Origin of the sequence: Streptomyces sp. NPDC051913, from assembly GCF_044593635.1 — a bacterium.
Taxonomy (GTDB): Bacteria; Actinomycetota; Actinomycetes; order Streptomycetales; family Streptomycetaceae; genus Streptomyces.
Genome location: NZ_JBIUCI010000010.1, coordinates 77,697 through 103,442, shown reverse-complemented (window position 1 = coordinate 103,442; position 25,746 = coordinate 77,697). Strand labels below are relative to the sequence as shown.

Genomic DNA, 25,746 nt, shown 5'->3' with positions numbered 1-25,746 from the left:
CCGCCGCCGACCAGTAGGACCCGGGCGGGACCGCAGGCCGGTACGACTCGGGGCGGGGGCGCGGACCAGTACCACCCGGACCGGGCGCGAACCGGCACCACCCGGGCGGGGGCGCGGACCGGTGTCACCCGGGCGGGCCCGCTGGCCGGTACCACCCGGGCGGGTCGCGCAGGCTTACCGTAGGGCTTCCGCGACTGCCGTACCGGAGAGCGAATGCCCGCGAAGACGATCACGACCATGGACGACGCCGTGGCGCCGGCGGCCCCTGCCGCCGTGCCGGCCGAGGCGGTCACGCCGTTGATCCGCGGGATCGCGGTACTGCGGGAGCTGACCGAGGCGGGCGGCACGCTGCCCCCGAGCGCGCTGGAGCGGGCGACCGGCCTCGCCCGTTCCACGATCGACCGCATCACCGCCACCCTCGCCCGCATGGGATACGTCCGCCTCGACGGCCGGGACGTGGTCCTCACCCCCCGGCTGATGGACCTCGGCAACGCCTATCTGGCCGCCCTGCGGCTGCCCGCGCTGTTGGACGCGCGCGCCGACGAACTGGCCGACGAACTGGACGAGTCGGTGTCGCTTGCGGTCGCCGACCGTGACGGCATCCGCTTCATCCACCAGGCCACCCGCCGCCGCGCGATGTCCCTGAGCTTCCGCATCGGCGACCTGTTGCCGGCCGAACGCACCGCGCCGGGAGCCCTGTTCGCGACGGAGTGGACGGAGGCGGACCGGCGCGCCTGGCGGGAACGCCGGGCGGCGGACCCCGGGGACCGGGGCTTTCCCGCCGTACCGCCCCGTGAACACCCGCGACCGGACGAGGAGTTCGAGCGCCGGGCGGCGCAAGCGGCCGTCGACGGGTGGGCGTTGGACGACCAGCTGATCGAACCGGGCCTGGTGGCGGTCGCGGTACCGGTACGGGACCCGCACACCGGGCGGATCGCGTGCGCGGCGAGCGTCGTCAGCCACACCAGCCGGCACACGGCGGCCGGGCTGCGGGACACCCTGCTGCCCCGGCTGCGGGCGGCGGTGGCGGACATGGAACGGGAACTGCGCCAGACGTCCGCGCCGGAGCCGGGGTCGGGCCCTTCGGGCCTGGCGACCTGGACCGGGGCGTCCAAGCAGGAGCTCGGCAGGGGGTTCGTGGAATCCCTGGCCCGCGGGCTGACCGTGCTGACCGCCTTCGGCGAGGGCCGGGCCGCCCTGACCCTGACGGAGGTGGCGAAGGCGACGGGCCTCGCGCGCGCCACGGCCCGCCGCGCCCTGATCACCTACGAGCACCTCGGCCTCGTCACCGCGACCGGGCACCGCACCTTCGCCCTCACGCCCCGGGTGCTGTCCCTGGGCTTCCCGCCCCTGGCCCGCACCACGCTCTCCGAGATCGCGACCCCGCACCTGGCGGACCTGTCCGCCCGCATCCACGAGTCGGCGTCACTGGCGGTGCTCACCGCGCACGGCGACGAGATCCAGTACACCGCCCGCGTCGCCACGAACCGCGTGATGAGCGTCAACCTCACCGTCGGCACCCGGCTCCCGGCCTACGCCACCTCCATGGGCCGTGTCCTGCTCGCCGACCTCCCCCCGGCCCGCCGCACCCCCGGGGAGCTGCGCCCGCTGACCCCGCACACCCTGACGGACCGCGCGGCCCTGGACCGACTCCTCACCGAGGTCCGTATCCGGGGGTACGCCCTGGTGGACGAGGAGTTGGAGGCGGGCCTGCGCTCGATCGCGGTCCCGGTGCGCGATCACCGGGGCCGGGTGGTGGCGGCCCTGAACACCGCGATGCACACCACCCGCCGCACCCCCGCGGAATGCGTGAGCGACCTGCTCCCGGAACTCCGGGCCACCGCGACGGCGATCGAACAGGACTTCCACACGGCTGGCCGCTTCACCCGCGTCCCGACGGCCTGACGGCCCCACCCCTCCCCACCTGACCTGCGCGGAAGCGAACCTTCCCACCGCCCACCCCTTATCCGCTAGGCTGGTCGCCGGATCTCACCGAGATCCACGCCACCCTGCCTTCGTAGCTCAGGGGATAGAGCACCGCTCTCCTAAAGCGGGTGTCGCAGGTTCGAATCCTGCCGGGGGCACAGACTTGCGCAGCAGGTCAAAGGAGCAGAGGCCTCCCGTTCTCTTCGAACGGGAGGCCTTTCTCGTGCCTGGTGACGGTCAGGGGCGCTGTCAGTGGCCGGCGCTATCGTGGAGACACTCGTTTGGAGTATCACCCCGTGACGTGACCGTCACACGGTGTCGCGTGAAGGACGGCAGTGGCTCTCAAGAAGTCGGATCTGTACCGCTCGCTGTGGCGGAGTTGCGACGAGCAGCGCGGCGGCATGGACGCCGGTCAGTTCAAGGACTACGTGCTGACGTTGCTGTTCGTGAAGTACGTGACGGACAAGGCGAAGTCCGACCCGCACTCCTTGATCGACGTCCCCGTCGGCGGGTCCTTCGACGACATGGTCGCTCTCAAGGGCGACAAGGAGATCGGCCGGAAGACCAACGACATCATCCGTCGGCTCGCCGAGGCCAACGGGCTGGAGAAGGTCATCGACCTGGCCGACTTCAACGACGAGGAGAAGCTCGGCAAGGGCAAGGACATGCAGGACCGGCTCTCCAAGCTGGTGACGATCTTCGCCGATCTCGACTTCCGCGGCAGCCGCGCCGGGGGCGAGGACCTGCTGGGCGGCGCCTACGAGTACCTGATGCGGCACTTCGCCACGGAGTCGGGCCGGTCGAAGGGGCAGTTCTACACCCCGGCCGAGGTCTCCCAGGTACTCGCCAAGGTCCTCGGCATCGACGCGGAGACGCGGCAGGACCACACGGTCTACGACCCCACGTGCGGCTCCGGCTCGCTGCTCCTGAGGGTGACCGACGAGGCTCCGCGCGGGCTGACCGTCTACGGCCAGGAGAAGGACAACGCCACCTGGGCGCTGGCCCAGATGAACATGATCCTCCACGGCTACGAGGACCGTGACATCCGCAAGGGCGACACCCTCACCAGCCCGCAGTTCACCCAGGGCGGCCACCTGCGGACCTTCGACTTCGCCGTCGCCAACCCGCCGTTCTCGACCGACTCGTGGAGCAACGGCCTGGAGAACGACTACGGCCGCTTCGAGTTCGGCCGGCCACCGCAGAAGAACGGCGACTACGCCTTCCTGCTGCACCTCCTCAAGTCCCTGAAGGACAACGGCAAGGCCGCGGTCATCCTGCCGCACGGGGTGCTGTTCCGCGGCCATGCCGAGGCCGCCATCCGCAGGGAACTGCTGAACCATGGCTACATCAAGGGCGTCATCGGCCTGCCCCCGAACCTCTTCTACGGCACCGGCATCCCGGCCTGCGTCATCGTCCTCGACAAGGAGGACGCCGAGACGCGAACCGGCGTCTTCATGATCGACGCCTCCCAGGGCTTCATGAAGGACGGCAACAAGCACCGCCTCCGCAGCCGGGACATCCACAAGATCGTCGACGTCTTCACCAAGCAGACCGAGATCGAGCGCTACGGGCGCATGGTGCCGCTCGATGAGATCGCCGGCCCGAAGAACGACTACAACCTCAACATCCCGCGGTACATCGACTCCTCCGAGCCGCAGGACATCCAGGACCTGCACGCCCACCTGCACGGCGGCATCCCGGACCGCGACCTGGACGCGCTCAACGGGTACTGGGAGGCGTTCCCGAGTCTTCGTGCCACGCTGTTCCGGCCGAACCGCCCGGGCTACAGCGACCTGGCGGTCGAGGTGGCCGAGGTACAGCAGGCGGTCCTGGACTCCGACGAGTTCCAGAAGTTCGCCACGGAGGTCCGCGGCCGGGTCGACGACTGGTTCGCCGCGCACCGACCGGCCCTGAGCGCGCTCGACCCGGACACGGTCCCCAAGGACCTGATCGCCGGCATCGGTGACGATCTGCTGGCCCGGTTCAGGAACACCCCTCTGCTCGACGAGTACGACGTCTACGAACAGCTCATGACGTACTGGCACGACGTCCTGCACGACGACGTCTTCCTCGTCATGAACGAGGGGTGGTGCCAGGCGGCGAGGCCCCGCAGGACCATCGAGGACAAGGAACGCAAGCTCTCCGAGACCCCGGACCTCGTCATCGGCTCCGGGCGCGGCGCCACCAGGCACAAGACGGACCTCGTCCCGCCGGCGCTCGTCGTCGCCCGGTACTTCGCCGACGAGCAGGTGAGGGTCGACGCACTGCGCGCGGCGGCGGCGGACAGCAGCCGCGCCGTCGAGGAGTTCATCGAGGAGCACGCCACGGAGGACGGCCCGCTCGCCGGGGCGATGGACGACGGGAAGATCTCCAAGGCCCTCGCCGCGACCCGCCTCAGGGCGGCTCGCGGCGCGGGGCTCGCGGAAGCCGACGCGGAGGAGGCCGAGGCGCTCCAGCAGCTGGTCCGGCTGTACGACGAAGAGGCCGGCGCCAAGAAGGCCGTGCGCGAAGCCCAAGCCGCCCTCGATCTCGCGACGTTCAGGAAGTACGGAGAGCTCGACGAGACCGAGATCAGGCACCTCGTCCTCGACGACAAGTGGCATGCCACGATCGCGGACCGGGTGGCCGGTGTCGCGAACTCCCTGACGTTCACGCTCGTCGGACGCGTCCGACAGCTGGGCGAGCGCTACGCGGAGACGGTCGGGGCCATCGACGCGGAGCTGGAGCACTGGGGAGCCAAGGTGGCCGGCCACCTCGCCGCGATGGGGATCGCCCCGTGAGCGCGGGGGCGGCGCTTCCGCCCGGCTGGAGTCGTGCGCGGATCGGCTCGGTCGGCACGGTGGTGACGGGCAGTACACCCTCGACCGGCGACCGCTCCAACTACGGCCAGGAGTTCCTGTTCGTCAGCCCCGGGGATCTCGGCCGGACGAAACATGTGACGGCGTCGGCCAAGATGCTGTCCGCCCGCGGATACTCCCGGTCGAGACGGGTTCCCGCGGGCTCGACGCTCTTCGTGTGCATCGGCTCCACGATCGGGAAGGTCGGGCTCGCCGGTCGCGATCTGGCCACGAACCAGCAGATCAACTCGATCGTCCCGACCGGCCAGGTCGACCCCGAATTCCTGTACTACGCCGTCAGTGTCCTGTCGCCCCTCGTGCGCGAGCGGGCCGGCGAACAAGCGGTGCCCCTGGTGAACAAGACGGAGTTCGCGGCGTTCGAGATCGCGTTGCCCCCTCTGCCGGAACAGCGCCGCATCGCGGAGAGCCTCGGGGACGTGGACGCCCTGATGTCCGTCATCGAGCGGATGCTCGCCAAGAAGCAGGCGATCAAGCTGGGCATGACGCAGCACCTCCTGACCGGCGGGACCCGCCGCACCGGGGGCACCGATCCGCGGGCCGACGTGCGCCTGGGGGAGATCTCGGCGTCCATCACCAAGGGCGCGACCCCCACGACATACGGGTTCGCCTGGGAACCCAGCGGCATCCCGTTCCTGCGGAGCGAGTGCGTCTCCGAGCGCGGCCTGGACCTGAGGCAGTCGATGTTCATCTCACCGGCCGCCCATCACGCCCTGCGCCGGAGCCGGGTCGCCGACGGAGACATCCTGATGACGATCACCGGCTATGTCGGCCGCGTCGTCCGCCTGGCGAACACGGGCGAGGCGAACATCAACCAGCACATCGCCAGAGTGCGGATCAAGGACGGCCGGTTCGATTCCGGCTACGTGTACCACTACCTGTCGCAGCACTCGATGCGGGAGTACTACGAGTCCATCGTGACCGGTCAGGCGTACCCGCAGATCAGTCTGGCGCAGGTCAGGAACACCGGCGTTCCCCCTCTCCCCCGCGAAGAACAGCAGGCGATCGCCGCGGCGCTGGATGACGCCGACGGCGAGCTGACCGTCCTGCGCCGGCGACTCACGAAGGCACAGCAGGTAAGGCAAGGCATGATGCAGCAACTCCTGACCGGTCGAACGCGCCTGCCCGCCGAGGAGACCGCGCTGTGAGCGACGTCGGGCAACCCGAGCGCAGGACGCAGGACCGTGTCATCGCCCTGTTCCGCGACTCGTTGGGCTACGAGTACCTCGGCGACTGGGGTCACCGTGCGGCGAACGCCAACGTCGACGTCGAGCTGCTCACCCGCAACCTCCGCGCCCGGGGCTACGCCGACCACCTCGTCACCAAGGCGATCGACAAGCTGAGGAGCGACGCCTCGCTCGGCGGCGGCCGCGATCTGTACGAGGCGAACCGGGATGTCTACGGCCTGCTCCGGTACGGGGTGAAGGTCAAGCCGGGTGCCGGCGAGCAGACGCAGACGGTCTGGCTCGTCGACTGGGCGCGTCCCGAGGCCAACCACTTCGCCCTGGCCGAGGAAGTGACGGTACTGGGGCAGCACACCAAGCGTCCGGACCTCGTGCTGTACGTCAACGGCATCGCCTTCGGGACGATCGAGCTCAAGCGCTCGAAGGTCGCCGTCTCCGAGGGCATCCGGCAGAGCATCGGGAACCAGCGTCCGGAGTTCATCCGGTCGTTCTTCACGACGGTCCAGCTCGTCATGGCCGGCAACGACGTGGAGGGACTGCGCTACAGCGTGGTCGGCACGCCGGAGAAGTACTGGCTCGCCTGGCGTGAGCCCTCCGACATCGCCGGCCCGCTCGACCGCTCCCTGACCCAGCTCTGCTCCAAGGAGCGGCTGCTGGAGCTGGTGCATGACTTCATGGTCTTCGACGCGGGGCAGAAGAAGACCTGCCGGCCCAACCAGTACTTCGGCGTCAGGGCGGCCCAGCAGCGGATCGCCGAGCGCGCGGGCGGGATCATCTGGCACACCCAGGGCTCCGGGAAGTCCCTGACGATGGTGTGGCTCGCCAAGTGGATCCGCGAGAACCAGCCGGACGCCCGTGTCCTCCTCATCACCGACCGGACCGAGTTGGACGATCAGATCGCGAAGGTCTTCCAGGGAGTCGACGAGTCCGTCTACCGCACGAAGAGCGGCGCCGACCTCCTCGCCGCGTTGAACGCGAACCAGGAGTGGGTGATCTGCTCCCTGGTCCACAAGTTCCGTGGCCCGGAGGACGAGAGCGCCCGCGACGAGGCCGAGAGCGAGTTCGTGCGTGAGCTGAGGGAGACCGTCCCCCAGGGCTTCCGCGCCAAGGGCACCCTGTTCGTCTTCGTCGACGAGGCCCACCGCACCCAGTCCGGCAAACTGCACGACGCCATGAAGGCGCTCCTGCCGGACGCCACGTTCATCGGCTTCACCGGTACGCCGCTCCTCCAGGAGGACAAGGACACCACCGTCCAGCGGTTCGGCAGCTTCATCCACACCTACCGGTTCAACGAGGGCGTCGCGGACGGTGTCGTGCTCGACCTGAGGTACGAGGCGCGCACCATCGACCAGAACCTGACCTCGCAGGCCAAGGTCGACCAGTGGTTCGAGGCCAGGACCCGCGGCATGACCGACCTCTCCCGTGCCGCGCTCAAGAAGCGCTGGAGCACCGTCCGGAAGGTCGCCGGTTCGGAGCCGCGCGCCCGGCAGATAGTCGACGACATCCTGCTCGACATGGAGACCAAGCCGCGGCTGTCGGACGGCCGGGGCAACGCCATCCTCGTCAGCGCGAGCATCTACCAGGCGTGCAGGTTCTACGAACTGTTCACCCACGCCGGGCTCAAGTGCGCCGTCGTCACCTCGTACACACCCCGCGCGAGCGACATCTCCAAGGAGGACTCCGGCCACGGAGCCACCGAACGGCTGCGCCAGTACGAGATCTACCGGCGGATGCTCGCGGACCACTTCGACGAGCCCGCCGACCAGGCGATGGGCAAGGTCGAGCAGTTCGAGAGGGACGTCAAGGAACGCTTCGTCAACGCCCCGGCCCGGATGCGGCTGCTCATCGTCGTCGACAAGCTCCTGACCGGCTTCGACGCGCCGAGCGCGACGTACCTGTACATCGACAAGCAGATGCGGGACCACGGCCTCTTCCAGGCGATCTGCCGCGTCAACCGCCTCGACGGCGAGGACAAGGAGTACGGCTACGTCGTCGACTACCGCGACCTGTTCAACTCCCTGGAGTCCGCGATCACGGACTACGCCGGCGGCGCCCTCGAAGGCTATGAGACCAAGGACGTCGAGGGGCTGCTCTCCGACCGGCTCGACAGGGCCCGTGCCGATCTCGACGCGGCCCTGGAGAACATCCGGACACTGTGCGGGCCGGTCGCGGCGCCGAAGGGCACCCTCCAGTACCAGCGGTACTTCTGCGCCGCCGAACAGGGCGACGCCGAGCAGCTCAGAGCCAACGAGACCAAACGGGTCGAGCTCTACAAGGCCGTCGCGGCCGTGGCCCGCGCGTACGGCGACCTCGCCAACGACATGCGGGCCGCCCGTTACGGCGACGCCGAGGCCGCCGCGATCAGAAAGGAGATCGCCCACTACGCCGACGTGCGGGAAGAGGTCAGACTCGGCGCCGGCGAGAAGGTCGACTTCACCCAGTACGAGGCCGGCATGCGGCACCTGCTCGACACGTACATCAGCGCCAGTCCCTCCGAGGTGGTCGCCGACTTCCAGGAGGCCGGACTGATCCGGTTGATCGCCGAGAAGGGGGCGGGAGCACTCGACAGGCTTCCCACGGGCATCAGGGAGGACCCCGAGGCGATGGCGGGGACGCTCACCAACACCCTGCGCAGGGTGATCGTCGATGAGCGCCCGACGAACCCGAAGTACTACGACAGGATGTCGGACCTGCTCGACGCCGTGCTCCAGGAGCGACGGCAGGGCGCTCTGGACTACAAGGCGTACCTGGCGAAACTGCTGGAGACCGCGTCCCGCCTCGGCGAGGGCGACTCGGACACCGCGTACCCGGCGTGGGCCGACAACGGTGCCCGCCGCGCCCTGATCGACTTCTTCGACCAGGGACCGGAGCCGGCCGCGGTGGTGGACGCCACCGTCCTGGACACCAAGCCGGACTCGTGGGTGGGCAACGCGATGAAGGAGAAGAAGGTCAGGCGCGCGCTCGCCCAGGCACTGCCCGCCGGCTTCGACCGGCTCGACGAACTGCTGGAACTGCTGAAGGCGCGCGAGGAGTACCACTGAGCGCGAAGAGCGCCCACGCAGATCCGCGGACGCTCTTCTCGTGAGGCCGCTACTTGAGCTCGTCCTCGGTGAAGTAGTCGTCCTTGACCAGGATCTCGTAGTTGGACTTGTCGACGCTCGTCGGCTGGAGCAGGACGGCGGGGACGGGCTTGACGCCGTTCTTGTAGCCGATGGCGTTGTCCACCCACGGGGTGCGGCCGTTGAGCACGTCGTCGACGACGGTCGCGGCGGCGTCGCCGAGCTTGCGGACGTCCTTGTAGACGGTCTCCGACTGCTGGCCCGCGATGATCGACTTCACGGACTCCAGTTCGGCGTCCTGGCCGGTGACGATCGGCAGGGGCTTGATGGCGGTGCCGTAGCCGTGTGTGTGCAGGGCGGACAGGACGCCCCTCGATATGCCGTCGTACGGCGAGAGGACCGCGTCGAGCTTCTGGCCGGCGTACTTGGAGAGGACGCGGTTCATGCGCTTCTCCGCGGTGGGGCCGTCCCAGCGCAGAGTGGTGATCTTGTCGAGCTCGGTCTGGCCGGACGGGACGACCAACTGCTTGCCGTCCAGGTAAGGCTGGAGGAGGGCCATCGAACCGTCGAAGAAGTACTTGGTGTTGTTGTCGTCGGGAGACCCGGCGAACAACTCGATGTTGAACGGGCCCTTGCCCTTGTCCAGACCGAGCTTCTCGATGATGTGGTGGGCCTGCATCCGGCCGACCATCTCGTTGTCGAACGAGACGTAGTAGTCGACGTTCTTGGTGCCCATGATGAGCCGGTCGTAGGCGATCACCAGGATGTCGGCGTCGGCGGCCTTCTTCAGCACGCCGTTCAGGGACTTGTTGTCGATCGCCGCGATGATCAGGGCATCGACGCCCTCCTTGACCAGCTTCTCGATCTGCGCGACCTGGGCCTTCGGGTCGTCGTCGCCGTAGACCAGCTTGGTCTTGTACCCCTTGGCCTTCAGGTTGGCGACCACGCTCTTGCCGTCGGTGAGCCAGCGATCGGAGGACCGGGTCGGCATGGCGATGCCGACGGTGCCGCCCTCTGAGCTGCCGGAGCCGCTGTCGGAGGCGTCGCTCTCTAGGCCACAGGCGGACAGGGTGAGGGCCAGGGAGGCGGCTCCGGCCAGGACGGTTCTTCGATCGAGCACGGTGATGGTTCCTTGTCCTTCTCGTCGTTGAGGGGATGACGGCGTGCGAGGGGAGCGATCCAGCAGGGGGACGGTGACGCGAACGACGCGAGGGTCGGCTCAGCGAGGTTCACGGGGTATGGGTGGGGGGCTGCGGGGGGTGAGCAACTTGCTTGTCCTGCCCAGGAGTTGGGGCGGAACGGTGCGGGGCGCCACTCAGGCCTTCAACTGCCTTGCCGCCTATACGTCAGGCCGCGCCACGGCGTTCAGGTCGCCTACGGGCCGATCCCGGCAATGCACTGAGCACTCGCCTTCCGAGCGTTCGAAATCTCGACATACGTGCGGAATGTTGGCGTGACGGTAAGGGGAGGCGTGCGTGGTGTCAACGGTGCGAACTGGAACGGTTACAGAAAGGTGCGAAGGTGTGGGACGCGTGGGGAGGATGAAGGAACCGGACCGCACCGACCGGTAATTCCTCGAAACATTCGATGCCCGCGATCGAAAGTCGATCTCGATCGAGAGCCATCCGTCCACCACCCCCGCACGTCAGCCACCTGCGACTGTTTCGCCAACTGTGCCGAAACCATTGACAGTTGTCGGGGACAGACCAACACTGCATGCGTTGACGGGGCTCCCCCCTCCGGCCCCCCACCGCCCTCTCCGAGGACGAGGAGGAACACGTCCATGAACGACGCACCCGCACCCAGCAACACCCCCGCCCCCACCCACTCCACCCACCCCACCCGCCGCGGTGTCTGCGCCCTCCTGCTCGGCACCGGTGCCGCGCTGACCCTCCCCGGCGCCGTCGGCACCGCGCACGCCGCCACGGTCGTCACCACCAACCAGACCGGGACCAACAACGGCTTCTACTACTCCTTCTGGACCGACGCCCAGGGCACCGTCTCCATGACCCTGAACTCCGGTGGGAACTACAGCACTTCCTGGCGCAACACCGGCAACTTCGTCGCGGGCAAGGGCTGGAGCAACGGCTCCCGCAGGAACGTGACGTACTCGGGCAGCTTCAGCCCCTCCGGCAACGCCTACCTCGCGCTGTACGGCTGGACCTCGAACCCGCTCGTCGAGTACTACATCGTCGACAACTGGGGCACCTACCGGCCCACCGGCACGTACAAGGGCACGGTCACCAGCGACGGCGGCACGTACGACATCTACCAGACCACCCGCTACAACGCCCCGTCGGTGGAAGGCACCAGGACCTTCAACCAGTACTGGAGCGTGCGCCAGTCGAAGCGGACCGGCGGCACCATCACCACCGGCAACCACTTCGACGCCTGGTCCCGCGTCGGGATGCCGCTCGGCAGCTTCAACTACTACATGATCATGGCGACGGAGGGCTACCAGAGCAGCGGCAGCTCGAACATCACGGTCAGCGGGTGAGGGCATGAGCAGCCGCGAGATCCGCCGCCCGCTCCGTTCCCTGTTCAGCAGATTGGCCGTCCTCGCCATGGCAGCAGCGAGCACCCTGACCGTCCAGGCCGCCGCCCCGGCACAGGCCGCCACCTGTACCGGGTACGTCGGGCTCACCTTCGACGACGGGCCGTCCAGCACCACCTCGGCCCTGCTGAACGCCCTCACCCAGAACGGGCTGCGGGCCACGATGTTCAACCAGGGGCAGTACGCAGCCGCCAACCCGTCCCTGGTCAAGGCCCAGGTCAGCGCCGGTATGTGGGTCGCCAACCACAGCTACACCCACCCCCATCTGACCACCCTCGGTCAGGCCCAGATCGACTCGGAGATCTCCCGCACACAAGCGGCGATCGCCGCGGCCGGCGGTGGCGCACCGACGCTGTTCCGGCCGCCGTACGGCGAGACCAACGCGACCGTGAAGGCGGTCGAGGCCAAGTACGGGCTCACCGAGATCCTGTGGAACGTGGACTCACAGGACTGGAACGGCGCCAGTACGGACGCCATCGTCGCCGCCGCCGGACGGCTCACCGACGGCCAGGTCATCCTCATGCACGACTGGCCCGCCAACACGCTCGCCGCGATCCCACGGATCGCGCAGGGGCTGGCGGCGCGCGGGCTGTGCGCCGGGATGATCTCGCCGACCACCGGCCGAGCCGTCGCCCCCGGTGGCGGAGGCGGAGGCGGAGGCGGCAACACCGGCTGTACGGCCACGCTCTCCGCCGGGTCCTCGTGGAGCGACCGGTACAACCTCAACGTCACGGTCTCGGGCTCCAGCAACTGGACCGTGACGATGAACGTGCCCTCGCCCGCGAAGGTCCTCTCCACCTGGAACGCCACCGTCAGCTATCCCGGCGCACAGGTGCTGACCGCCAAGCCCAACGGCAGCGGCAACACCTGGGGCGTGACCATCCAGCACAACGGCAACTACACCTGGCCCACGGTCTCCTGCACCACGGGCTGACCCACCAGGGCGCGGCGGCCCCGCCGATGGCCGCCGCGCCTTCCCTCACGCTGTCAGCAGCCCATCGCCCACACATGGGCGTCGCCGCGGTCGTTGGCGGTCGCGTTGTAGCCCACCTCGTCGCCCGGACGGAGGCAGATCGTCATGGCACCGCCCGTGGACGGGAACTGGATCGCGGACTCGTAGACCTTGACGTGGTCCTTGACGCCGGGGCCGGAGATGCCGTGGTTCGCCCACGAGGAGTCCTCGTCGGCGATCCAGCTCTCCCACCACTCGTCGTCACCGGAGGCGTTCATCCGCTGCCCGCCGAAGTTGGCGTCGGTCCAGGCGCAGAAGTTGCCGCTCGGACACTCCGCGGCCGACGCCGGCGAGGCGGTGGCCAGGCCCGTGCCGGTGGCGAGGACGGCGGCGACGAGCAGGGAGACGTACTGCTTCACGAGTAATGCCTTTCCTTCGGTTCTATCGGTGGTTGTACGAAGCGCTGAGCAACTCCCGTGCCTCGGTGAGGCCGTGGGCGCGCAGCGTCCGGTAGGCGGCGCGGTCTTCGCGCGGGGCCCGGGACTTGAGGTTGTTCACGAGCGTGACGGCGCGGAACCAGCGCCGCTGGTCGCCGTAGAGACGGCGCTCCGCGGCGGCGAGGCAGCCGTCGGTGTGGTGGCCGACGACCTGTCCGCCGGGCAGTTCCAGGGTCAGTTCGGCCCGGCCGGTGCCGAACAGGGCGCGGTCCACGGCCCCGGAGGCGGCGGGACCGCCCGGCCGGGGCGGAGTGAGGCCCTGGCGGGTCAGACAGCGGTCGGTGAGCAGGACCTGGGCCGCCTTGAGGGTGTCGGCCGGGGTCAGGGACACGGCCGGTTGTCTCGGGCCGCCGCAACCGGTCGCGCACACGGCCAGAAACAGCGCCCCGAGACAGCGCAGGACGCGGCGGTTCACCCCGGCTGGCAGTCGGAGTGCGGGGTGGTGTCGATCGCGTCGACCTTGCCCGACCACTCCCAGTTCTCGGAGTAGTCGCCCCCGTAGACCGTGCGTTGCAGACAGGGGCCCGAGCGCGGGAAGTGGAGGACGTACGTGGTCCGGTTGACCTGGGAGCTGAAGGACTTCGCGTTTCTGCGCACCGAGTTGTCGAGTTCGGCGTATCCGCCGCGGTTGGCGTCGTAGCACCAGCCGCCACCCATCTCGCCGGGCTGGGGCCAGAAGCAGACGTGCCCCGGCTGGACGGCGACGGCTGCCGCCTCCGGGGCGGGGGCGAGCGTGAGCGCGGTGAGCGCGGCGGACAGGGCGAAGGTGACGGAGTGTCGCAAGGAAACCTCGGGGGGCGGCGGTTGGACGGTGCACGCGCTGCCTTCCCGCCCTCCGACCTGCGCAAGCACGGCGAGCACGGACGTCACCCGTAACAGTGAGTAGTCATATAGCAGGTGTCGCTCCGGTAGGGTCCGGAGCATGGTGACTGCGATCGTCCGCGACTGGTACGACGAGGAAGGCTGGGGCGTCCTCGACTCCCCCGAGACCCCGGGCGGCTGCTTCGCCCACTACTCCGACATCCAGGCCGGACAGGGCTCCTTCCGCAACCTCACCCCCGGCCAGCGGGTACAACTCGCCTGGGAGGCACCGGGCTTCAAACAGGACGGATACGACTACCGCGCGGTGTCCATCGTGCCGTGACCGCCGCTCCCGGCTCGACCGTCCCGGCCCGCTCCTTCGTCAGCGCCCTGGTGACCGGGCGGGCGAGCAACGGGTCCACCGGCAGCACATGCGAGGCGAACCAGCGGGCGGGCTCCGGGTCCGGCGCCGGGTCGACGAACTCCGCGCCCGCGTAGTCGTCCAGCGGCGGGTCGTAGAGATACCCGGAGACCACGCCGTGCCCCACCAGGCGCTCCACCAGAGCGTCCCGATCGGCCACCAGCAACGGCACCCGGAACAGCGGCAGCGGCTCCTCACCCCCGCCCCGCTCACGCACCGCCGGAGATGCCCAGGGGGTGCCCGCGAGCAGCGTCACGCCGGCCCGGCGCCAGGCGAGGTCGGCGTCCAGACGATCGAGCCGCAGTTTCAACTGGGCGCGCACGAACGCCCCGTGGCGGACGCGGTAGTCGTGCAGGTCGACACGGATCCAGGGATCGTACGGCGGCAGGCCGGGCGCCTCATGAGCGGCCAGCGACAGCCGCGGCGCGTGCAGCGGCATGCGGTAGGCGTCGCGCTCCAGCAGACCGAGGCGTTGCATGGCCCGCCAGGTGGGGCGTACGAGGTGCAGGGCCTTGACCGTCGAACGGGCCAGCGGACGCAGGGTGACCTCCAGGTCGGCGCGGAGCCGGGCCGGGGTGAGGAGGTCGTCCCGCAGCAGCTCCAGCTCCCGCCGGGTGCGGGCGTCCTCGACGGCGAGGAAACCGCCGGCCATGGCCGCCACATGCTTGGACAGGCTGAAGGCGGCGGCCTGACCGAAGGTACCGACGGGCTGTCCGGCCACGTGCGTGCCGATCGCGTGGGCCGCGTCCTCGATGAGCGGGATGCCCAACTGGTCGCAGCGCCTGCGGAGTTCGCCGACGCGGTCGGGGATGCCGTAGAGGTTGGTGGTCAGCACAGCGTCCAGGGAGCGCCAGGTGGACTCCGGTACGGCCGCCGGGTCGATGTTGCCGTCCCAGGGGGAGACCGGGGCGGTCACGGGGCGCAGGCCGGCCGCGAGGACGACGAAGAGGATCACGTCGTCGTTCACCGGGGACATCAGCACGCGTCCGCCGGGGCGGCACCAGCGGCGCAGGGCCAGGTACAGGGCCAGTCGGGCCGAGGGCGTGTAGACGCACTCCCGGCCGAGCCGCCGCGTCATCGTCGCGGCGAGCCGCGATCCGTACGGCATCGTCACCTCGTCTGTAGATCAGTGGAGGGGGCTGCCTCGTCGGCTACTTCGCCGGCGGAGACGTGCGCAGGCCGCCGATCGTCTTCAGCAGGCGGTCGGCCGGATCGCGGAGCCGGGGGTGGGCCAGGACCGTGTTGCGCAGGCCCCGGACCGGTCTGCGCCACATGCGGTGGGCCGCGGCCACCGGGTGCGGGCGGACCGCGAAGCCCTCGCCGACGCGCAGCTCACGGGTCTTGAGCCAGTCCTTGTACTCCTTGTCACCCCGCCCCAGGTCCAGCACCCGCACCCCTTCACGCCCGGCGGCCTCGGCCATCCGCAGATGCATGAGCAGGCCCGGGGAGTAGTAGCGCAGTTCGGGGTCGTACGCCGTGAACCAGGCCGCGAAGACGGTGCGGGAGGTCGGGCCGAAGTGGGCGGCGACCGGGCGGTCACCGGCGTAGACGACGGACAGGACGCCGGTGAAGTGGTCCTCGCGGACCTGGAAGAGATGCTCGGTGAGGTCGACGATCCAGGGGCGGGCGAACCGGTCCATGCGCCCCGTGCGCCGGTACTGGGCGGACTTCCAGCGCATCAGCTGCCGCAGCGCCTGCGGGTCCCGCTCGTCGAAGACGAACCGCAGCTCACCGTGGTCGCGCGCCAGCCGGCGCTCCTTCTTCAGGACCGTCTTCGCCAGACCGGGGTAGGTGGCCCGCAGCCACTCCGGGTAACTGCCCTCGGCCGCCTTGAGATCGACGACCGGCGAGGCGAACGTCCCCGTGACATACCGCCCGAAGGGCTTCTGCTCGTCGACGAGATGATCGAACTCGAACACGGAGAGGCCGCAGGCCTTCAGCAACTCCCCGGTGTCCCAGGTGACTCCGGAACGGTGGACGAGGGCCTGGCAGTCGGAGAGACCGAGACCGATCGCCCGCCCGACCCCGAACGGACCCCGCTCGTACGGAAAGAAGCCGACCGCCTCCGCACCCTCGTGCAACACCGCGACCCGCGCCCCGCCCCGATGGCGGCCCACCCCGACCGCGAACTCGGGTGCCAGGAAAGGGTTTCCGAAGTCCGGTGACTCGTCCATCACCCGGTGCCAGGCGGCGCGGAGCGTGCTGCTCAGCTCCTCGGTTCTGTGGATAGTTATCCGGTTTCGCTGGCTTCTCTGGTTTCGCTGGTTTCGCTGGTTTCTCTGGTTGTCCATGGAGTTGCTCATGGATCGCATGGGCGATCGCTCCCCCCAGTTCCCCCCATGACGCGCCGGCCGCGTCCCGCCACTTCCTCCGCCATGTGCCCGTCCGCTCCGTGCCCATTGTGCGGTGGGGCTCAAACGTCGCGAAACAGTACGCACGCTGTCAAGGGTGCCTGTCGTAACGGAAACGTGCGGATCGGGGCCTTCCTGTCCGGTCACGCACCCCTGCCTGTATGAGTGAGTCACCATGTACGGAGGGAACGGGGGCCTTGGGATGGCGGACGCCGGGTTCGTGGACGGGATGACGCCCTATCTGCGGGAGTCGCTGGGGGCGCACGGGGAACGGGTACTGGACAGCGACGGCGTGCCGGTCATGAGCGGACCGGCGGAGGTGGGCCGCGGCCTCCTACGGACCACCCACGAGCGGGCCGACGAGCGGGTGCGGGAGGCACTGGCGGAGGCCGTGGCGGACGCGGTCGCCGCCCCGGACAGCGAGGATGCGTTGGGCGCCCTGCGGCAGGTGATCCGCAAGGCGCTGACCAAGTTCCCTGAATTGGCCGAGGAGTTGGCAGCACTGATGCCGAGCAGCGCCGGCGGCGGTCCGGTGGTCGTCGTCGCGTCCGGGACGCGGTCGATCGCCGCCGGGGGCAGCATCGGTGTGGCGATCACCGGTGACGGGCGCCAAGAACCCGGCAATTAAGCTGCCCCAATGCCCAAACCACCCACCACCCCCGCCCCCCACCCCCTGGGCATAGTCCCCGCCCTGGTCCGCTCCGCGTTTCTCGTCAACGCCGTGTACGCCGACTCCAGCCGTGTCTTCCGTCTCACGCCCCAACAGGGTCAGCTCCTCTGTGTGCTCATGGCGCACCCGCAGGGTATGAGCGAGCTCGGTGAGACGTTGGGGCTGGCCAAGTCGAGTCTGACCGGGCTGGTCGACCGGACCGTGCAGCGGGGGCTGGTGCGGCGGGAAGCCGATCCCCGTGACCGGCGTGCCGTACGGGTCGGATTGACCGACGAGGGGGCGCGGCTCGCCGCGGAATTCTACGCCGAGACCTGCCGCCGCATCGACGCCCTGCCCGCCCACCTCACCCCCGCCGAACGCGACCGCCTCGCCGCCCTCCTCTCCCGTGTCGTCCTCGACAACAAGGTCCCCGAGGTCTTCAGCGAGCCCGACTCGGCTCCATAGCCGCCTCGGCGGACGACGCACGAAGACCCGCCACGGCCAGCGCCAGCGTCACCAGCACCGAGACCCCCGCCGTCATCGACATCGCCGCCGCCGGCGACGTCACCTGGGCCACCGTGCCCGCGAGCGCCGCCGCCACGCCCTGCATCGTGAGCATCCCGGAGGACCGCAGGCCCAGGGCATGGCCCGCCATGTCGTCGGGGGTGAGGGACATCAGCCGCTCCTGCTGGACGAGGCTCGCGGCGAACCCGACGTTGGAGAGGCAGACGGCCACCGCGGCCAGGGGTACCTCGGGGTGGAGGGCGAAGAGCAGGTACGGCGTCGCCAGCAGCAGGAGCAGCGGGGTGGCCAGCCGGGGGCGCAAGGCGGGGCGTACGAGGCGGCCGACGATCACGTCCCCGGCGAACATGCCCAGCGCCCCGCTCGCGAACAGCACCCCCGCCGCGTCCGGGGCGTAGGAGACGTACAAGGAATCGCAGCCGACCACCAGGCCGTTGGGGATCCACAGGCCCAGGTAGGTGAGGCGGCGCGGGCGGGAGGACCACAGGACGGCGTTCGTGTGCCAGGTCGCCCGGACCGAGAGGCGGCCCTTGGCGCGGGCGGGGCGGTCGGTCAGGCCCAGGCGGTAGCCCAGGGCCTGGACGGCGTACAGCGTCGCGGCGAGGAGCAGGCACGTGCGCGGGGACAGCAGGGCCAACAGCCCGCCACCCAGCGCGAAGCCGAGCACCTGCATCAGGCCCGAGGCCATGTTGAACACCGAACGCCCCAGCACGAAACCGGACTTGGGGAGGATCTCGTTGAGCAGTCCGCCGGTCACTCCGCCGCCCAGCGACGCGATCAGACCCTGGACCAGTACGACGGCGAAGACTCCCCACACCGGGAGTCCGGGCAGCGCCAGCAGCGCCGTGAGGGCCGCGTAGGCGAGGCCCGTGCCGGCCAGCGTCGACCGCGGACGCAACCGGTCGGCGCCCGACAGCAGGAAGGTCGCGCCCAGTACCTGCGCCAGCTGCGGCCCGAACATGCTCAGCGCCGACAGCAGCGGCGATTCGGTGGCCCGGTAGACCAGCGTGGCGAGCGACAGCCCGCCGATCGTCAGGGCCGCGTTGAAGGCGGCGTAGGAGAGGAAGAAGGGGGTGAACTCCGGGGTGCGGAACAGGGTTCGGTAGCTGCGCATGGGTCGGAGTCTCCGTTCCTCCCGCAGCCGTGTTTACTGTTTCGCCGACACACGAAACGTCGTACGGGCACAGGAGAGGGGGGCCTACGACGCATGGGCCTGTGGCTGATCGGCACCGACACCCTCGCCCGCAGCCGGTTCCTGGTCTCCCCCTTCGCCGAGACGTTCGCGTGTCTGAAGCTGCTGCACGCCGGGAGCGCCGCCCATCCCGGCGAGGAGGCCTGGCTGCGCGCGCATCTGCCGGGTTACCGCGCGTTCCTCGCCGCCGACCCGGTGGCGGGACCGCTCGTCGACGCCGCGCTCAGGTCCTGGATCGCCGACTTCGTCTGCCCCACCCCGGTCGCCGGGGAGAGCTTCGAGGCGACCGTGGCCCGGGTGCGGGCGGCCGGCCCCGATGCCGCCCGCGCCCACCTCCGTGTCTCCCTCGCCGGCCCGCTTCCCGCGCTGCTGGACCGGGACGACCTGCCCGAGCGGGCGACCGCGCTCCTCACCCATGTGTGGGCGGAGACCGTACGGCCGTACTGGGAGCGTCGGCGGCGCATTCTGGAGGCCGACGTGGTCGCCCGGACCGCGCAGGTCAGCCATGGCGGCTGGGCGGCCGTGCTGGACTCGCTGCGGCCCTGGACCCGCTGGCTGGGCGAGAGCCGGTTCCAGGTCAATCTGCACGCGTATCCGCCGCGGGAGATCGCCTCCGGCGCCGAGCTGGCCTTCGTCCCGGTGACGACGGGCGGCGGCTGGGTGTCGTGGGAGGGGCGGGAGCGGTACGCCGTGGTCTACCCGTGCTCCGGTGTGCTCGCCGAGGACCACGACCGCCGTCCGGTGCCGGCCGGGCTCGGGGCGCTGATCGGCGCCGCGCGCGCCGGCGTGCTCATGCTGCTCGGCTCCCCCATGAGCACGACCCAGCTGGTCGCCGTCACCGGGCAGAGCCTCGGCTCGGTCGGCCGCCATCTGCGGGTGCTGCTGGACGCGGGGCTGGTGGAGCGGCGGCGGGCGGGGCGGTCGGTGCTGTACGAGCGGACGGCGGCCGGGACCGTCCTCGTAGAGGCCTCACGTCGGCCCGACACTTACCGGAGTTAGCATCCGCTTATGACCACTGTTGACAGCAACTCCCCCACCTCTCCCCTCTCCGTCGAGATCGGCACCCTCCAGGGCGGTGCCGCCGACCTCTCCCAGTACGCCGGCCAGGCCGTGCTGATCGTGAACGTGGCCTCCAAGTGCGGGCTGACCCCGCAGTACACGGGCCTGGAGAACCTCCAGAAGCAGTACGCCGACAAGGGCTTCACCGTCCTCGGCGTCCCCTGCAACCAGTTCCTCGGCCAGGAGCCCGGCAGCGCCGAGGAGATCGCGGAGTTCTGCTCGGCGACGTACGGCGTGACGTTCCCGCTGACCGAGAAGGTCGAGGTGAACGGCGAGGGCCGGCACGAGCTCTACGACCGCCTCGTCGACTTCGCCGACGGCGAGGGGCACACCGGCGACATCCGCTGGAACTTCGAGAAGTTCCTCATCGGCCGCGACGGCACCGTCGTGGCCCGCTTCTCGCCGCAGACCGAGCCGGACGCGGCGGAGCTGGTCGCCGCCCTCGAGGCGCAGCTCGCCGGTTGACCTTGCCCCTGGGGCAGGGAAGAGCCTCCTCGTCACCGGGCGGAAAGACCCGTCCGGTGACGGAGGACGAGGATGATCCCGTGACCGACCACGACCCGATCCACGACGACCTGCTCAGCATCGGCGCGTTCGCCGCGCGGGCCCGCCTCTCGGCCAAGGCCCTGCGGCTGTACGACCGGCTCGGGCTGCTGACCCCGGCGCATGTCGACGAGGCCAGCGGCTATCGCTACTACCGGGCCGGTCAGGTGGAACGCGCCCGGCTGGTGGCGATGCTGCGACAGCTCGACATGCCGCTGGCGCGGATCGCCGAGGTGGTCGAGACGGGCGGGGTCGCGGGCGCGGACGTGCTGGCCGGCTACTGGGCCGAGGTGGAGACCCGGCTGGCCGGGCAGCGGACGCTCGCCGAGTACCTCCGTGGACGACTGTCGGGGAGGAGCTCCGAGATGTACGGGAAGTTCGCGGTGGAGACGGTGGAGCTGCCGGAGCAGGTGGTGATCACCGAGAAGCGCCACACGCTGGCCGATGAGCTGCCGGCGTGGATCGGGGCGTCGCTGGGACGCCTGGAGGAGGCCTCGCGGGAGTGCGGGGGCGGGACGGCGGCGCCGTTCGTCCTCTACCACGCCGAGGTCTCCATGGAGAGCGACGGCCCCGCCGAGTCCTGCGTGCCCGTCGCCGACGAGGCCGCGGCCCGGGCGTGGGCGGCGGAGCGCGGACGGGCCTGGGAGACGGCGGTACGGGTGGAGCCCGCCCAGCGGTTCGCGTACACCCGTGTCACCAAGGCCCAGGTGGCCCATCCGCAGATCATGGCCGCCTTCGAGGCGGTGGAGGAGTGGATCGCCGGGCAGGGCCTGGAGCAGGCGGGGCCCTGCCGGGAGATCTACTTCGCGGACTGGGAGGCGGCGGGGCCCGAGGACCCCGTCTGTGACGTCGCCTTCCCGGTCAAGTAGGCAGCCCTACTTGAGCTCGTCGGGGCACGGCGTCCCGCGCGGCAGCTGATACGGCGCCGCCAAGCGATACGTCCCGGCCTTCGGCGCGAGGAGCTCCGTCCACTTGTCGCCCTGGGCGTCCTCCTCCGTCTCCATCAGGCAGCCGTTGACGTTGTCGTACGTCTTCGGCTCCCCGTCGGCCCGGTCCTTGGACGCCTGGGTCTCCTTGGGCGGATCCAGGCTCTTGCCGTCGGCGTCGACGACGCTCAGCCACGGCGAGTACGGGATCCGGATGAGGATGCGGCCGGCCTTCTTCACCTGGAGGGTCATCTCGCCCTGCTCGGCGCGGTCGACGACCGCGTTGGGCTCGGCGAGCGGGGTGGGGTCGGTGACCTGGAACAGCTGCCAGTTGGCGTCGCCCCAGACCTGCTTCAGATAGGGCATGCCCCGCTGGACGAGGTCCCGCTCGCGCTTCGCCCCGTCCCCGTCCGGCTCGTCCTTGGGGACGACCACGAAGTGCACGGCCCAGCGCTTGACCCACTCGTGGTAGTTCGCCGAGTTCAGGGTGTCGTCGTAGAAGAGCGGGTTGCGCTCCATGTCGGCCTGGCGGTTCCAGCCGCGGGCGAGGTTGACGTACGGGGCGAGCGCGGACGCCTCCCGGTGGGAACGGGCCGGCACGACCTCGACGCGGCCCTTCTCGGCGCCGACCTCCTGGAGCTCGTTGACGAGCGGGGCGAGCTCGCGGGCCCAGGAGGCGGCCGGGGTGGTGTTGAGGACGTCGTCGACCGACTTGAAGCCGATCCAGCCGCCGAACCCGGCGATGGCCAGCACGATCGCGTACCACTTGCGGCTGCGCGGCACCGTGAAGGGCAGCGCCGCCAACAGCACCGTCCCGGCGAACAGCATGGGCAGCCGGGAGATGTTGGAGCCGATCTGGGAGCTGATCAGCCAGACCAGGACGACGGCGAGCGCGTACACCGCGGCCGTCAGCCGGACCGTCTTCCACTCCTTGGGGACGAGGAAGTAGACCAGGGCGCCGTACGTGAACGGCAGGATCACCGAACCGAAGATCATCGGCTGGGTGCCGGAGAACGGGAACAGCCACGCCGACACCGCGACCACCACGGTCGGCGCGATGCCCAGCGCCCAGGCGCCGGGCCGCCGCTTCTGGAGGAACAGCGCCGCCGCGACCAGCCCCACGAACAGGCCCGCGACCGGCGAGGCCATCGTGGCGAGCGCGGCCAGCGGCGCGGCGCACAGCGCCTTCGCCCACCGCTTGTAGCGCCAGCGGTACGGCCAGCAGAACACGACCGCGACCGCGCCGAGCGCGAACATCGTGCCGAGGCCGAAGGTCACCCGCCCCGAGACGGCGTTGCAGAAGAAGGCGACGACGCCCGCGAGCGAGGCCCACAGCGGGTTCTTCACGGACCGGCTGCGCAGCAGGATCAGCGTGAGCAGCCCGGCCGAGACGGTGCCGGCGATCATCATCGTCGTACGGACACCGAGGACGGACATCAGATACGGCGAGACCACGCTGTACGACACCGGGTGCATGCCGCCGTACCAGGCGAGGTTGTACGCCGAGTCCGGGTGCCGCCCGACGAACTCCGCCCAGGCGTCCTGGGCGGCGAGGTCGCCGCCGCTGTTCGCGAACACGAAGAACCACATGATGTGGAGCCCGCCGGACAGGACGGTGAAGGAGAGAACGGGGTGCCGCAGGATCCGCTCGCGCAGAGCGAGGAACGCGGTGAGGAAGCGGGAGGGCACCGGAGGCGAGGGCTCAGGCCCGGGTGAGGTGTCGGCACGACGGCTGTCGCCGCCACTGCCGCGCTCGCCGCTGCTCTCGTCGGTGCTGTCGCCCGTGCTCTCTGTGCGCGGTGCGGGCACGCGTATTCGCGGGCTCGTGTCCGAGCCCGGATCGGCGTCGTCTGCGCGTGTCGGCTCCGCAGTGGCCACCTGAAGGCAACTCCCCGTGTCCCGTCTTCTTTTCTCGGCCGTGTGATGTTCCGGCCTCGTTCACGGTCGCGTTGTGGGCGACCGGCGACCTGCCCCGATTCGTGACGCTAGCACGCAGCCCGCCGCCGGGCCCCCGGGCGGGGGCGTCGGCGGCGGGCAGGGACCGGCTCTTCGGCCGTCGATCAGCCCAGGCGGGTCAGCTTGTCCGTGAAGCCCGGTTCGACGAGATCCTTCTGGAGCGCGACCGGGACCGCCACGGCACCGGCCGAGGAGTCACCGACCGTGAGCGTGCCGACCTTGGTGCCGGCCTTCGCGGTGTGCGGTACGTCATCGGCGGCGAACGTCAGCTTCACGGTCAGCCCGGACCAGCCGACGGCGGTGACGTCCTTGGTGGCGACGACGGGGGTGTGCCCGCCGAGCCCGTCGTCGACGTACCCGACGACATCGCCCTTCTTGATGATCGTCGCGGACTCCAGGGCGCCCTGGGCGGCCCGGATCAGCTGGTCGCCCGCGGTGAGGGCGGCGCTGAGGATGGTGTTGTCCACGCCGCCGGCCGGCTGCCGCAGCACGGCGCCGACGATGGTCCGGGTCTCCCCGTCGACCTCCTTCTTCGCCGCGAAGACGAGGTTGCCGAGGGCGGAGGTGGTGGTGCCGGTCTTGATGCCGACGACGTCGTTCTTGCCGACGAGCTGGTTCCAGTTGGGGTGGTTCTCGCCCTTGTAGTCGTCGTACGACATCATCGCGGCGACCTCGCGGAAGGCCGGGTACTCCATCGCCTTCTTGGCGAGCTTCACCTGGTCCACGGCGGTGGAGACGGTGGTGTTGTTCAGCCCGGAGGGGTCGGTGTACGTCGTGTTCGTCATCCCGAGGTCGTCGGCGGCGTCGTTCATCTTCTCGACGAAGGCCTTCTCGGAACCGGCGTCCCAGCGGGCGAGGAGACGGGCGATGTTGTTCGCGGACGCGATGAGGATGCTTTCGAGCGCCTCACGCTGGGAGATGGCGTCACCGGCGGTGACGGCGACCTTGGACTCGTCGCTCTTGGCGGCGCCCTCGTCCTGGGCGGTCTGGTCGATCTTGATGTTCGGGCCCTTGGCGCCGCTCTTGAGCGGATGGTCGCGCAGCACGAGGTACGCCGTCATGACCTTGGCGACGCTCGCGATCGGCACGGGCTTCTGGTCGCCGGACGAGCCGAAGGAACCGATGCCCTGGACGTCGAGGGCGCCCTGGCCGTCGGTCGGCCAGGGGATGTCCACCTTGCCGCCGTCGAAGGAGTAGCTGTCCTCGGCGGTGAGCTGGAGGGTGGGGGTGGGCAGCGCGCGTACGGACTGTACGACCGCAAAGATGACCGCGAGGAGGAGGACGAGGGGCGTCCAGATCTTCACGCGGCGGACGGTGGTGCGGAGGGGGGTCTCCGGGGGCGGCGGGGTGTTGGTGAGCTCGGCCAGCAGGTCCAGCGGGGGCTTCGGCGGGAGGGGCTGTTGGGTGGTGCGCTCGGGGCCGACCTGGGGGACGGGGGTGGTGACGTCGGGCTTGAGCGCGACGAACTTGCTGGTGCGCTCTGCGGAGGGCGGGAGCTTGAGCATGGTGGTCGGCTGATCCACCTGCCGCCCGGCCTCGGCTTCGGTTTTCTTCCCACCCGCACCACCCGTGCGACTCTCGTCGCCGCCTGCGGGTGGCCCTTGCGGGGCCTTGCCGCCGTCGGCGGCTGCGGGCACGTCGCTTCGTGGGGCCTTGCCGCCTGGGGCGGCCGGAGGCGCGTCGGCGGGGGTTGCGGCGCGGCTCGCGGTGCCGGGCGGGGGCGAGTCCTGCGGGGACTTGTCACCGCCGGCGGCCTGAGGGGCGTCGGCGGGGGCCGGGGCGCGGCTCGCGGCTCCGGGTGCGGGCGAGTCCTGGGGGGCCTTGTCGCCTTCGGCGGACCGAGGGGCGTCGGCGGGGGCCGGGGCTGCCGTGCCGGACGCCGCGCGCGGGTCGGGCTTCGGGGCCGCGCTCGTGGGCTTGTCGGCGGGCTCGCGGGCCTTGTCGGCAGCGCCGGTGGAGGCAGGGCTGACCGGCTTGTCCGCCGGCTCATCGGCCTTGGCGGCGGTGACGGGGCCGTCGGCGGGCTCGGTGCCACCACGCGCGTCACGGGGCTCGTCGGTGGGCTCGGCGGCGGTGCCGGTGGCCACCGGCTTACGGGCCGGGCTGTCGGCGGGCTCTGTGTCAGGGCCCGCGTCACGGGGCTCGTCGGACGGGTCCGTGCCGGTGAGCACCGGCTTACCGGCCGGGCTGTCGGCGGGCTCTGCGTCAGGGCCCGCGTCACGGGGCTCGTCGGACGGGTCCGTGCCGGTGAGCACCGGCTTACCGGCCGGGCTGTCGGCGGGCTCTGCGTCAGGGCCCG

At 70.4% G+C, this 25,746-nt stretch carries 21 protein-coding genes and 1 tRNA gene; 13 read left to right on the top strand and 9 right to left on the bottom strand.

Going from position 1 to position 25,746, the window contains the following annotated elements:
• Window positions 1–213: 213 nt before the first annotated feature.
• The 5 genes from ACIHIX_RS28620 to ACIHIX_RS28600 all read left to right on the top strand — a co-directional run bounded on the left by ACIHIX_RS28620 (window position 214) and on the right by ACIHIX_RS28600 (window position 9,006).
• Entirely contained in the window at window positions 214–1,905 is a 1,692-nt protein-coding gene (locus tag ACIHIX_RS28620) for an IclR family transcriptional regulator C-terminal domain-containing protein (RefSeq protein ID WP_399961028.1), read from the top strand.
• 106 nt (window positions 1,906–2,011) lie between these two features.
• Window positions 2,012–2,084: transfer RNA gene (locus ACIHIX_RS28615), tRNA-Arg, on the top strand.
• A gap of 177 nt (window positions 2,085–2,261) precedes the next feature.
• Window positions 2,262–4,706, top strand: a complete 2,445-nt coding sequence (locus ACIHIX_RS28610; RefSeq protein ID WP_399961026.1) for an N-6 DNA methylase — start codon at window positions 2,262–2,264, stop codon at window positions 4,704–4,706.
• On the top strand, window positions 4,703–5,929 hold the full coding sequence (locus ACIHIX_RS28605) for a restriction endonuclease subunit S (protein ID WP_399961025.1): 1,227 nt from the start codon (window positions 4,703–4,705) through the stop codon (window positions 5,927–5,929). Before ACIHIX_RS28610 ends, ACIHIX_RS28605 begins: the two co-directional genes overlap by 4 nt.
• On the top strand, window positions 5,926–9,006 hold the full coding sequence (locus tag ACIHIX_RS28600) for a type I restriction endonuclease subunit R (RefSeq protein WP_399961023.1): 3,081 nt from the start codon (window positions 5,926–5,928) through the stop codon (window positions 9,004–9,006). Before ACIHIX_RS28605 ends, ACIHIX_RS28600 begins: the two co-directional genes overlap by 4 nt.
• 49 nt (window positions 9,007–9,055) lie before the next feature.
• Here the strand turns inward: ACIHIX_RS28600 and chvE are convergent, their stop codons facing one another.
• Complete coding sequence (chvE, locus tag ACIHIX_RS28595; protein ID WP_399961021.1) at window positions 9,056–10,144, bottom strand: multiple monosaccharide ABC transporter substrate-binding protein; 1,089 nt, start codon at window positions 10,142–10,144, stop codon at window positions 9,056–9,058.
• A gap of 663 nt (window positions 10,145–10,807) precedes the next feature.
• On the opposite strand from chvE, the gene ACIHIX_RS28590 reads away from it, so the two are divergent.
• Together ACIHIX_RS28590 and ACIHIX_RS28585 are read left to right on the top strand one after the other, a co-directional pair.
• The gene (locus tag ACIHIX_RS28590) at window positions 10,808–11,521 is read left to right on the top strand and encodes a glycoside hydrolase family 11 protein (protein WP_399961020.1); all 714 of its coding nucleotides are present in this window, start codon (window positions 10,808–10,810) and stop codon (window positions 11,519–11,521) included.
• Between the two features lie 4 nt (window positions 11,522–11,525).
• The gene (locus ACIHIX_RS28585) at window positions 11,526–12,512 is read left to right on the top strand and encodes a polysaccharide deacetylase family protein (RefSeq protein ID WP_399961018.1); all 987 of its coding nucleotides are present in this window, start codon (window positions 11,526–11,528) and stop codon (window positions 12,510–12,512) included.
• A 53-nt stretch (window positions 12,513–12,565) separates the two neighbouring features.
• On the opposite strand, the gene ACIHIX_RS28580 is transcribed toward ACIHIX_RS28585, so the two are convergent.
• The 3 genes from ACIHIX_RS28580 to ACIHIX_RS28570 form a co-directional block, all read right to left on the bottom strand.
• Window positions 12,566–12,949, bottom strand: a complete 384-nt coding sequence (locus tag ACIHIX_RS28580; protein ID WP_329338037.1) for a peptidase inhibitor family I36 protein — start codon at window positions 12,947–12,949, stop codon at window positions 12,566–12,568.
• 22 nt (window positions 12,950–12,971) lie between these two features.
• A complete protein-coding gene (locus ACIHIX_RS28575; protein ID WP_399961016.1) occupies window positions 12,972–13,358 on the bottom strand; it encodes a hypothetical protein in 387 nt (128 codons plus the stop codon).
• An 80-nt stretch (window positions 13,359–13,438) separates the two neighbouring features.
• On the bottom strand, window positions 13,439–13,810 hold the full coding sequence (locus ACIHIX_RS28570; RefSeq protein WP_399961014.1) for a hypothetical protein: 372 nt from the start codon (window positions 13,808–13,810) through the stop codon (window positions 13,439–13,441).
• A gap of 139 nt (window positions 13,811–13,949) precedes the next feature.
• Between ACIHIX_RS28570 and ACIHIX_RS28565 the strand changes: the two genes are divergently transcribed.
• On the top strand, window positions 13,950–14,171 hold the full coding sequence (locus ACIHIX_RS28565; protein ID WP_399961012.1) for a cold shock domain-containing protein: 222 nt from the start codon (window positions 13,950–13,952) through the stop codon (window positions 14,169–14,171).
• On the opposite strand, the gene ACIHIX_RS28560 is transcribed toward ACIHIX_RS28565, so the two are convergent.
• Window positions 14,125–15,357: a DegT/DnrJ/EryC1/StrS family aminotransferase gene (locus tag ACIHIX_RS28560; protein WP_399961011.1), complete on the bottom strand. Its 1,233-nt coding sequence runs from the start codon at window positions 15,355–15,357 to the stop codon at window positions 14,125–14,127. The genes ACIHIX_RS28565 and ACIHIX_RS28560 overlap by 47 nt on opposite strands.
• Window positions 15,358–15,400: 43 nt before the next feature.
• Window positions 15,401–16,423 carry a GNAT family N-acetyltransferase gene (locus ACIHIX_RS28555; protein WP_399961009.1) on the bottom strand — a complete coding sequence of 341 codons (1,023 nt, stop codon included), beginning with the start codon at window positions 16,421–16,423 and terminating at the stop codon, window positions 15,401–15,403.
• A 379-nt stretch (window positions 16,424–16,802) separates the two neighbouring features.
• On the opposite strand from ACIHIX_RS28555, the gene ACIHIX_RS28550 reads away from it, so the two are divergent.
• A complete protein-coding gene (locus ACIHIX_RS28550) occupies window positions 16,803–17,228 on the top strand; it encodes a hypothetical protein (RefSeq protein ID WP_399961008.1) in 426 nt (141 codons plus the stop codon).
• A gap of 9 nt (window positions 17,229–17,237) precedes the next feature.
• Entirely contained in the window at window positions 17,238–17,714 is a 477-nt protein-coding gene (locus tag ACIHIX_RS28545; protein WP_399961006.1) for a MarR family winged helix-turn-helix transcriptional regulator, read from the top strand.
• Here the strand turns inward: ACIHIX_RS28545 and ACIHIX_RS28540 are convergent.
• Complete coding sequence (locus ACIHIX_RS28540; RefSeq protein ID WP_399961004.1) at window positions 17,689–18,885, bottom strand: MFS transporter; 1,197 nt, start codon at window positions 18,883–18,885, stop codon at window positions 17,689–17,691. The two genes, ACIHIX_RS28545 and ACIHIX_RS28540, sit on opposite strands and share 26 nt — an antisense overlap.
• A gap of 93 nt (window positions 18,886–18,978) precedes the next feature.
• On the opposite strand from ACIHIX_RS28540, the gene ACIHIX_RS28535 reads away from it, so the two are divergent.
• From ACIHIX_RS28535 to ACIHIX_RS28525, 3 genes are all read left to right on the top strand, one after another.
• Window positions 18,979–19,962: a winged helix-turn-helix domain-containing protein gene (locus tag ACIHIX_RS28535; RefSeq protein ID WP_399961002.1), complete on the top strand. Its 984-nt coding sequence runs from the start codon at window positions 18,979–18,981 to the stop codon at window positions 19,960–19,962.
• Between the two features lie 9 nt (window positions 19,963–19,971).
• The gene (locus tag ACIHIX_RS28530; RefSeq protein WP_399961000.1) at window positions 19,972–20,487 is read left to right on the top strand and encodes a glutathione peroxidase; all 516 of its coding nucleotides are present in this window, start codon (window positions 19,972–19,974) and stop codon (window positions 20,485–20,487) included.
• Window positions 20,488–20,567: 80 nt separating this feature from the next.
• Complete coding sequence (locus ACIHIX_RS28525; protein WP_399960998.1) at window positions 20,568–21,434, top strand: MerR family transcriptional regulator; 867 nt, start codon at window positions 20,568–20,570, stop codon at window positions 21,432–21,434.
• Between the two features lie 6 nt (window positions 21,435–21,440).
• Here the strand turns inward: ACIHIX_RS28525 and ACIHIX_RS28520 are convergent, their stop codons facing one another.
• Window positions 21,441–23,369 carry an MFS transporter gene (locus ACIHIX_RS28520; RefSeq protein WP_399960996.1) on the bottom strand — a complete coding sequence of 643 codons (1,929 nt, stop codon included), beginning with the start codon at window positions 23,367–23,369 and terminating at the stop codon, window positions 21,441–21,443.
• Window positions 23,370–23,551: 182 nt separating this feature from the next.
• Window positions 23,552–25,746, bottom strand: a 2,195-nt coding sequence (locus ACIHIX_RS28515) for a D-alanyl-D-alanine carboxypeptidase (RefSeq protein WP_399960994.1), incomplete at its 5' end; no start/stop codon positions are given.